The organism is Mesorhizobium sp. (genome assembly GCF_024509055.1).
Lineage (GTDB): Bacteria > Pseudomonadota > Alphaproteobacteria > Rhizobiales > Rhizobiaceae > Mesorhizobium.
On sequence record NZ_JANINM010000027.1, the window covers coordinates 1 to 7,004 of the forward strand.

Consider the following 7,004-nt stretch of genomic DNA (forward strand, 5'->3'; position numbering starts at 1 on the left):
TGGACAGGGTCGAGGCCAGTGAGGACCCGCTGTTCTTCACCGTCATCGACAAGGCCAGCGGCAAGATTGCCGGGCGCCAGACGCTGATGCGCCTCGATGCCGCCAATGGTGTGATAGAGATCGGCAACATCTACTGGGGGCCGCTGATCTCCCGCAAGCCAGCGGCGACGGAAGCGCAGTTCCTGTTCACGAAGTACGCCTTCGACGAACTCGGCTATCGCCGTTACGAGTGGAAATGCAACAACCGCAACGAGCCGTCGAAACGCGCGGCCGAACGCTTCGGGTTCAAGTTCGAGGGCATTTTCCGCCAGCATCTTGTGGTCAAGGGTGAAAACCGCGATACGGCGTGGTATTCGATCATCGACAAGGAATGGCCGGCGCTGCGCAAAGCCTATGAGGCTTGGCTCGATCCGGCTAATTTCGATGGCGAAGGCCACCAGAAGCGGCGGCTCGAGGATTTCCGCGCCGAGTTCGGCGCGTAGGCCATGACCCTGAAAAGTGGCAGCCGGTTTTCGGACTGGATCATGGTCAACTGACAGGAGTTGCGCGATGGCGCATGACCACGGTTCAGACGGGCACGGCTCGCATGGACACAGCCACGGCGCCGGCCATGTGCACGGCTCGACCGACAAGAAGCGCGTGCTGATCGCGACCTGCCTGACGGCAGGCTTCATGGTTGCCGAGGCACTCGGCGGCCTGTTCACCGGATCGCTGGCGCTGCTTGCCGATGCCGGCCACATGCTGGCCGATGCTATCGCGCTCGGCCTTGCCTGGTACGCCTTCCATCTCGCCGGCCGTCCCGCCACCGGGCGCCTGACCTATGGCTTCGGCCGGGTGAAGACGCTGGTTGCCTACACCAACGGCATCGCCATCTTCGTCATTGCGCTGTGGATCGTCTACGAGGCCTGGGGACGGGTGCTGAACCCGGCTCCGGTGCTGGGCGGGCCGATGCTGGTGGTGGCTGTCGCCGGCCTCGTGGTCAACATCGCCTCCTTCTTCGTGCTGCATGGCGGCGACCGCGAAAGCCTCAACATGCGCGGCGCCATCCTGCATGTGCTTGGCGACGTGCTGGGTTCCGCCGCGGCCATCGTCGCGGCACTCGTCATCATCGCGACGGGCTGGACGCCGATCGATCCGATCCTCTCGGTCGCGGTGTCGCTGCTCATCCTGTCGACGGCATGGTCGCTGATGCGCGAGGCTGCCCATGTGCTGCTCGAAGGCGTGCCCGCCAACCTCGATCGCGACCTGATCGCCAAGGACCTGGAAGGCGCGGTCAGGGGCGTGCGCGAGGTGCATCACATGCATATCTGGTCGCTCGACGGCACCAGCAACATGGCGACGCTGCATGCCTGCCTGAACGACGGTATCGACCCTCACGTCGCCGTCAGCGCGATCAAGCAGCGGCTTGCGGCCAAGCACGGCATCGACCACACCACGGTCGAGCCCGAGTTCGGCGATTGCACAGACGGCCACGGCGGCCACCACCACGACCACACGGACGATGCGCCTCGCGATCGTCGCCACTATCACTGACGAGTATCTGATGATGACACTGAATGGCCTCGGACCGGAGGATGCCTCCTGATGGATCGCGAAACGCGCAATACGGCTATCGCGGCAGGCTGCATCCTGCTTGTATTCGGCCTCTTCGCCTATTTCCTGCCGACGATCATGCTTGCGGCCGGCCGCATCTCGCAGGTGCTCGCCGTCCTTGTCGCTGTCATCTTCCTGGTGGGCCTGTTCGCCGTGCTGTGGCTGCGTGGCCGTAGCCAACGCAAGAAGGGTCTCTAGAGATGAGGATTCTGATCACTGGCGCGGCCGGCATGGTGGGTCGCAAGCTGATCGCGCGGCTGGCCAAGGATGGAAGCCTGCGCGGCCGCAAGTTCTCTGCGCTCGATCTGCATGACATCGTGGCGCCGCAGGTTCCGGCTATCGAAGGCGTCGATGTGTCGATCCATACGGGCGATCTTTCCGCGCCGGGCGCGACGACGAGCCTTGTCGCCTCTCACCCGGACGTGATCTTCCATCTGGCCGGCATCGTATCCGGCGAGGCGGAGGCCAATTTCGACCTCGGCTATCGCGTCAATCTCGACGGCACGCGCGCGCTGTTCGACGCCGTGCGGCTTGCGGCGTTTTCGCCGCGCCTGGTCTTCACCTCGTCGATCGCCGTGTTCGGCGCGCCGTTTCCGGACGTCATTCCGGACGAGTTCCACCCGACGCCGCTGACCTCCTACGGCACGCAGAAGCTGATGGGCGAAGCGCTGCTTGCCGACTACACGCGGCGCGGCTTCTTCGACGGCATCGGCATCCGGCTGCCGACAATCTGCGTGCGCCCGGGAAAGCCCAACAAGGCGGCCTCGGGTTTCTTCTCGGGCATCATCCGTGAGCCCCTGGCCGGCCAGGAAGCGATCCTGCCGGTGCCGCGTTCCGTGCTGCACACGCATGCCAGCCCGCGTTCGGCGGTGAATTTCCTGATCCATGCGGCGGAGATCGACGGCAACGCGGTCGGGCCGCGCCGCAACCTGACGATGCCCGGCGTCGCGGTCACGGTCGGCGAGCAGATCGAGGCGCTGACGCGCATCGCCGGAGCCGAGGTGGTTAAGCGAATCCGCGAACAACCGGACGAGACGATCTGGGCGATCGTCAAGGGCTGGCCGACACGGTTCGAGGCACGTCGGGCGAGGGCGCTTGGCTTTGCCGCTGAAGAGCGCTTCGACGACATCATCCGCGCTCACATCGAGGATGAGCTCGGAGGAAAGGTCGTCTAGACGGTGCCGGACAGGCTGGCCGACAAGAGCAGCAATCCCACCAAGAAGATGAAGGCAGCGCCGCCGATCTCGACGATCGAATGGATGCGGTTGCCGAGGCGTCCGTCGCCGGCGAAATAGACAGCCCAGTTCTTGGCCGTCACCGCGAGGATGGCGAGTGCCGAAACGGTGATTGCGGTGCCGAGCGACATGGCTAGCACCGACAGCAGCCCGCCGAGCCACAGCCCGTTCAGCAGGGCGAAACTCAGCACGATCAGCGCCCCGGAACAAGGACGGATGCCGACGGCCGCGACAGCCGACCAGGCGGTGCGCCAGTCGAAGTGGTCGCCGGACAGCATCGCCGGGTCGGGCGCATGCGAATGGCCGCAGGTATCGCAGACTTCGCCCGGCCCATGATCGTGGCCGGCGTGATCGTGGGCAGCGTGATCGTGATCATGCGCCGCGTGGTCGTGATGGTCATGCGCGTCGTGATCATGCGAATGCGGTCCATGATCGTGGTCGTGGTGCGCGTGTGGCGCATGGACATGCGCCGCGTGGGCGTGTGCGCGAGCGTGGGACTGTCCGGCGTGCGAGTGCCCCGCATGGGAATGGCCACCATGCGAATGGCTACCATGCGAATGCCCGGCATGGGCGGCCGACAGGCTGTAGGCGGGGCGCGCGCCGAACAGGCGCAGCACCGCGGGGCCGGCCTTGCGCCAGAGCAGCCAGGCGCCGAACAGGGTGACAAGCGCGAAGCTCGAGATTTCCAGAAACCAGGCTGCGTCGGTCATGGACACCGCGGTGCCACGCAAGACGAAATAGGCAAGCATCATGACGACAACCGCCGTCAGCCCCTGCAGCAGGGCCGAGACGAAAGACAGCAGGATGCCACGCTTCAGCGCCACTTCGTTGGCGACCATGTAGGAGGAGATCACGGCCTTGCCGTGGCCCGGGCCGGCGGCGTGGAAGATGCCATAGGCGAAGGAGAGACCGATCAGCAGCCAGAGCTTGCTGCCGTCCTGCCGCATCGCCTTCATGGCGGCGGCAAGGGAATGATAGAATTCCTGCTGGCGCAGATTAATCCACATCAGGATGTGGGCAAACGGACCGGTAGTCGTGGGAGCCATGCCGTCATTGACGCCGATGCCAAGCGAGCTCTGGGCATGGGCAGCGCCCGGCAGATGCGTCATCACCAGGGTGGCGGCCAGCAGGCTAAGGGCCAAACGCAGCGATGGTTTCATCACCGGATCATCCTTCTGGGGCGCAGTTCAATTCGAGCTTGGTGGCGAAGATCTTGCTCATGTCGGTGCCCGTCGGATCGTTGAAGAACGCATCCGTCAGGGTCTTCTGGTTTTCGGCGATCGCCTCGTCCGGATCGGGACGGACGACTTTCTTTGTGCATGTCGAGGGTAGTCCCTCGACAGTGATCTTGTCGTCGTCGGTGAAGTCGATCGCAGTGTAGAAGGTCGGATCGTACACGCCGATGTCGATCTTGCCGGAGAGCTTGATCGGCGTCTTCGGCTGCGACTCGAACAGTATGATCAGCTGATCGTTGTCGAAGCTGGCGACCATGTGCGGAGGTGGCGCCATCGGCACGTCCTTGCCGTTCTGCGTGACGAGCTGGAAGTAGTTGAACTCCGCCAGCGAAGAATGGACGGTGTCGGCTACTGCCTTGAGCTCGTTGTCGTCAAGCTTGAGGTCGTTGTTCTTGTCGAACTCCATCAGCACCGTACTCGAAAACAGGTCGTCGAAACGCCAGAGATGGCGCAACGATTTCACACTTTGGTGATCCGGGCTGAGGATGACGTCGAGACGGGCTTCGGCGAAAACGTGGGGGTGCACCTCGGCCGGCTCGACCGCGGCGAATGTCGCCGCCGCCGCCGAAGCCAGCATTATTGCTTGCCGTTTCAGGTGCATTCTGAGCTGCGATTCCATCGACATCGGGAGTGGACCCCGAGAGTTATCAGAAAGGGGGCGAAATTGGGACGTCAGCGTCACGCCGTCTCGCGCGTCCTGAACCAGTGGACCAGGAAATCGACAAAGACGCGCACCTTGGCCGGCAGATAGCGGCGATGCGGGTAGACCGCGAAAATGCCAGTGCCGGACAGGATGCGCTCATCGAGCACCGTGACCAGCCGGCCGGATGCGAGATCGGGGGCAGCGATGAAATCGGGCAGAATGGCGAATCCCAGGCCGGACGCGGCGGCGGCTCTCGCCGCCATCGGGCTGTTGACCTCGATCGGTCCCGACACGGTGACGGTGACGGTGTCATCGCCATCGCCCTTGAAACGCCAGTTGGCCAGCGAGCGGCCATTGGTGTCGACGATGCAAGGCATGTTGGAGAGGTCCTGCGGCCGGGTCGGCTTGCCGTGCTTCGCGATCAGGTCCGGCGAGGCACAGAGCCGCACGGAAAACGGCCCCAGGCGTCGCGCGATCAGCGAGGAGTTCTCCAGCCGCGAGATGCGCACCGCAAGATCGAAACCCTCCTCGACCAGATCGACGAAACGGTCGTCGAGATGGATGTCGAGCACGATGTCGGGATGCTGCTTGGCGAAGTCGATAAGCGACTGGCCGATCGGCGCGTCGGCAAAGGTGCGCGCCGCCGAAAGCTTGATCCTGCCGCGCACGTCGCCGGAGGATTCGCGCACCGCGTCGGCCAGGCTGTCCACCTCGCGCACGATTTCCGACGCGCGCTGGTAATAGGTGTGGCCGGCTTCGGTCAGCGAGAACTGCCGCGTGGTGCGGTTCAGGAGCAGGGCGCCCAGCTCATCCTCCAACTCGCGCACATATTTCGACAGCAGCGCCTTGGAGCGGCCGATCTTGCGCGCCGCGGCTGAAAAGCCTTCGGCCTCGACCACGTCGATGAAGGCGCGCATGCGCGTCAATGTATCCATGGTCAGGCCTTTCGTGCCGTGTCGAGGAGTCTTCGTCCGAGCCGTATCAGCGCGACGTCGCTGCCGGAAGGGCCGAGCAGCGACAGGCCGAACGGCGCGCCGTCGATGCTGCCAAGAGGCAAAGTGATCTGCGGGAAACCCGAGAGGCCTGCCAGGCACAACAGATGGAGCGCTCTTTCACGGTAGGCCTGGAACTGTTCCGGCGTGCTTGCCGAAAGCGGCGCCGCCCCTGGAACGGTGGGCAGGACGAGGAAGCCGTTATTGCCGAGCAGGGCGCCAAGCTCGGCGCGGAAAGCGAGGCGGCGCGCAGCCTCGGTCGCAACCATCCCGGCATCGATGGTACGGCCGAAGCCGAAACGCTCGTCGACACCCGGGCCAAGGCCGTGGTTGCCTGCCGCAATCCAGCCGCCATGCTCGCGCCAGGCCTCGAATGCCTGCAACCGGCGGAAGCACCAGTAGAGCTCGTCCGGGAACGATGCGAAGGCGTATTCGGTGACAGTCGGCTCGCCCGTCACGCTCGCGGCTAGCGCCCGCATACGCGCATACTCGGCGGCCTCGGCCGGACCCGTGACGAAGGCGTCGAGCCAGCGGATCGATAGAGGGCGGTTGAGCGGGTGCTGGTGCGGATCGCGGCCCAGCAGGATCTTGCCGACCGTCTCATAGGTCTCGATGTCGTCGGCGAACCATCCGAACGTGTCGAAGCTCGGCGCGAGCTTCATCGCCCCGTCGAGCGAGATGCGGCCATGCGTGGTGCGCAGCCCGATGAGGCCACAGAAGCTTGCCGGCGCACGAATCGAGCCGCCGGTGTCCGAGCCGGTGGCGATGTCCGCGAGCCCGCCCGCCACGGCCGCCGCCGACCCTGATGATGAGCCGCCGGTGACGCGATCCCTGGCGGCCGGGTTCACCGGAAACGGGAAATGCGAATTCTGGCCGAACAGCGAGAAAGCGAGTTCGTCCGTCTGTGTCTTGCCGATGAACCGCGCGCCGGCATCGAGAATCATCTGCACCGCCTCGGCCGTCCGCGAGGCGGCATGCCCTTCTTCGAACTTGCGCGGGTTGCCGCAACCGGTGCGATAGCCGGCGACATCATAGATGTCCTTCACGGCCAGCCGCAGGCCGGCAAGCGGGCCTAATTCCGCATGCGCTACAGGCATTTGGCGCAGATCGAGGAAGGCGTTGAATGGACCCTGGGTCGCTGGCATCGTTCGATTTCCGGATACGATTCCACAAAGATTGTTCGATGCCAGAAATTTTACAACCGGCCTTACGATTTTTATTGATTGTGAAACCCTTCGCTCCTATATCGCGCTTGCCCAAAGTCGCACGTGCCTGTGGGTGTCCGCCGATCCTCGAATGGTGAGGG

8 protein-coding genes are annotated in these 7,004 nt (G+C 64.4%); 4 read left to right on the forward strand and 4 right to left on the reverse strand.

Annotation, left to right across the window (positions count from 1 at the left end; genetic code table 11):
- From Q0L57_RS02030 to denD, 4 genes are all read left to right on the forward strand, one after another.
- A partial coding sequence (locus Q0L57_RS02030; RefSeq protein ID WP_296737313.1) for a GNAT family protein occupies positions 1–482 on the forward strand: 482 nt, incomplete at its 5' end.
- Positions 483–549: 67 nt separating this feature from the next.
- Positions 550–1,533, forward strand: a complete 984-nt coding sequence (locus Q0L57_RS02035) for a cation diffusion facilitator family transporter (protein WP_296737315.1) — start codon at positions 550–552, stop codon at positions 1,531–1,533.
- 51 nt (positions 1,534–1,584) lie between these two features.
- The gene (locus Q0L57_RS02040; protein ID WP_296737316.1) at positions 1,585–1,791 is read left to right on the forward strand and encodes a hypothetical protein; all 207 of its coding nucleotides are present in this window, start codon (positions 1,585–1,587) and stop codon (positions 1,789–1,791) included.
- A 2-nt stretch (positions 1,792–1,793) separates the two neighbouring features.
- On the forward strand, positions 1,794–2,768 hold the full coding sequence (gene denD / locus Q0L57_RS02045) for a D-erythronate dehydrogenase (protein WP_296737318.1): 975 nt from the start codon (positions 1,794–1,796) through the stop codon (positions 2,766–2,768).
- Here denD and Q0L57_RS02050 read toward each other — a convergent pair.
- The 4 genes from Q0L57_RS02050 to Q0L57_RS02065 form a co-directional block, all read right to left on the reverse strand.
- The gene (locus Q0L57_RS02050) at positions 2,765–3,988 is read right to left on the reverse strand and encodes a nickel/cobalt transporter (RefSeq protein WP_296737326.1); all 1,224 of its coding nucleotides are present in this window, start codon (positions 3,986–3,988) and stop codon (positions 2,765–2,767) included. The two genes, denD and Q0L57_RS02050, sit on opposite strands and share 4 nt — an antisense overlap.
- A gap of 7 nt (positions 3,989–3,995) precedes the next feature.
- The gene (locus tag Q0L57_RS02055) at positions 3,996–4,640 is read right to left on the reverse strand and encodes a DUF1007 family protein (RefSeq protein ID WP_296737320.1); all 645 of its coding nucleotides are present in this window, start codon (positions 4,638–4,640) and stop codon (positions 3,996–3,998) included.
- A gap of 101 nt (positions 4,641–4,741) precedes the next feature.
- Positions 4,742–5,641, reverse strand: coding sequence for a LysR family transcriptional regulator (locus tag Q0L57_RS02060; RefSeq protein ID WP_296737322.1), 900 nt, complete (start codon positions 5,639–5,641; stop codon positions 4,742–4,744).
- Positions 5,642–5,643: 2 nt separating this feature from the next.
- A complete protein-coding gene (locus Q0L57_RS02065; RefSeq protein ID WP_296737323.1) occupies positions 5,644–6,843 on the reverse strand; it encodes an amidase in 1,200 nt (399 codons plus the stop codon).
- Between the last annotated feature and the right edge of the window lie 161 nt (positions 6,844–7,004).

What these genes read in the sequence shown, in the direction of transcription:
- Q0L57_RS02040 (WP_296737316.1), top strand. Translation starts at nt 1,585, where the DNA reads ATGGATCGCGAAACGCGCAATACGGCTATCGCGGCAGGCTGCATCCTG.
- Q0L57_RS02060 (WP_296737322.1), bottom strand. Translation starts at nt 5,641, where the DNA reads ATGGATACATTGACGCGCATGCGCGCCTTCATCGACGTGGTCGAGGCC.
- denD (WP_296737318.1), top strand. Translation starts at nt 1,794, where the DNA reads ATGAGGATTCTGATCACTGGCGCGGCCGGCATGGTGGGTCGCAAGCTG.
- Q0L57_RS02055 (WP_296737320.1), bottom strand. Translation starts at nt 4,640, where the DNA reads ATGCTGGCTTCGGCGGCGGCGGCGACATTCGCCGCGGTCGAGCCGGCC.
- Q0L57_RS02035 (WP_296737315.1), top strand. Translation starts at nt 550, where the DNA reads ATGGCGCATGACCACGGTTCAGACGGGCACGGCTCGCATGGACACAGC.
- Q0L57_RS02050 (WP_296737326.1), bottom strand. Translation starts at nt 3,988, where the DNA reads ATGAAACCATCGCTGCGTTTGGCCCTTAGCCTGCTGGCCGCCACCCTG.
- Q0L57_RS02065 (WP_296737323.1), bottom strand. Translation starts at nt 6,843, where the DNA reads ATGCCAGCGACCCAGGGTCCATTCAACGCCTTCCTCGATCTGCGCCAA.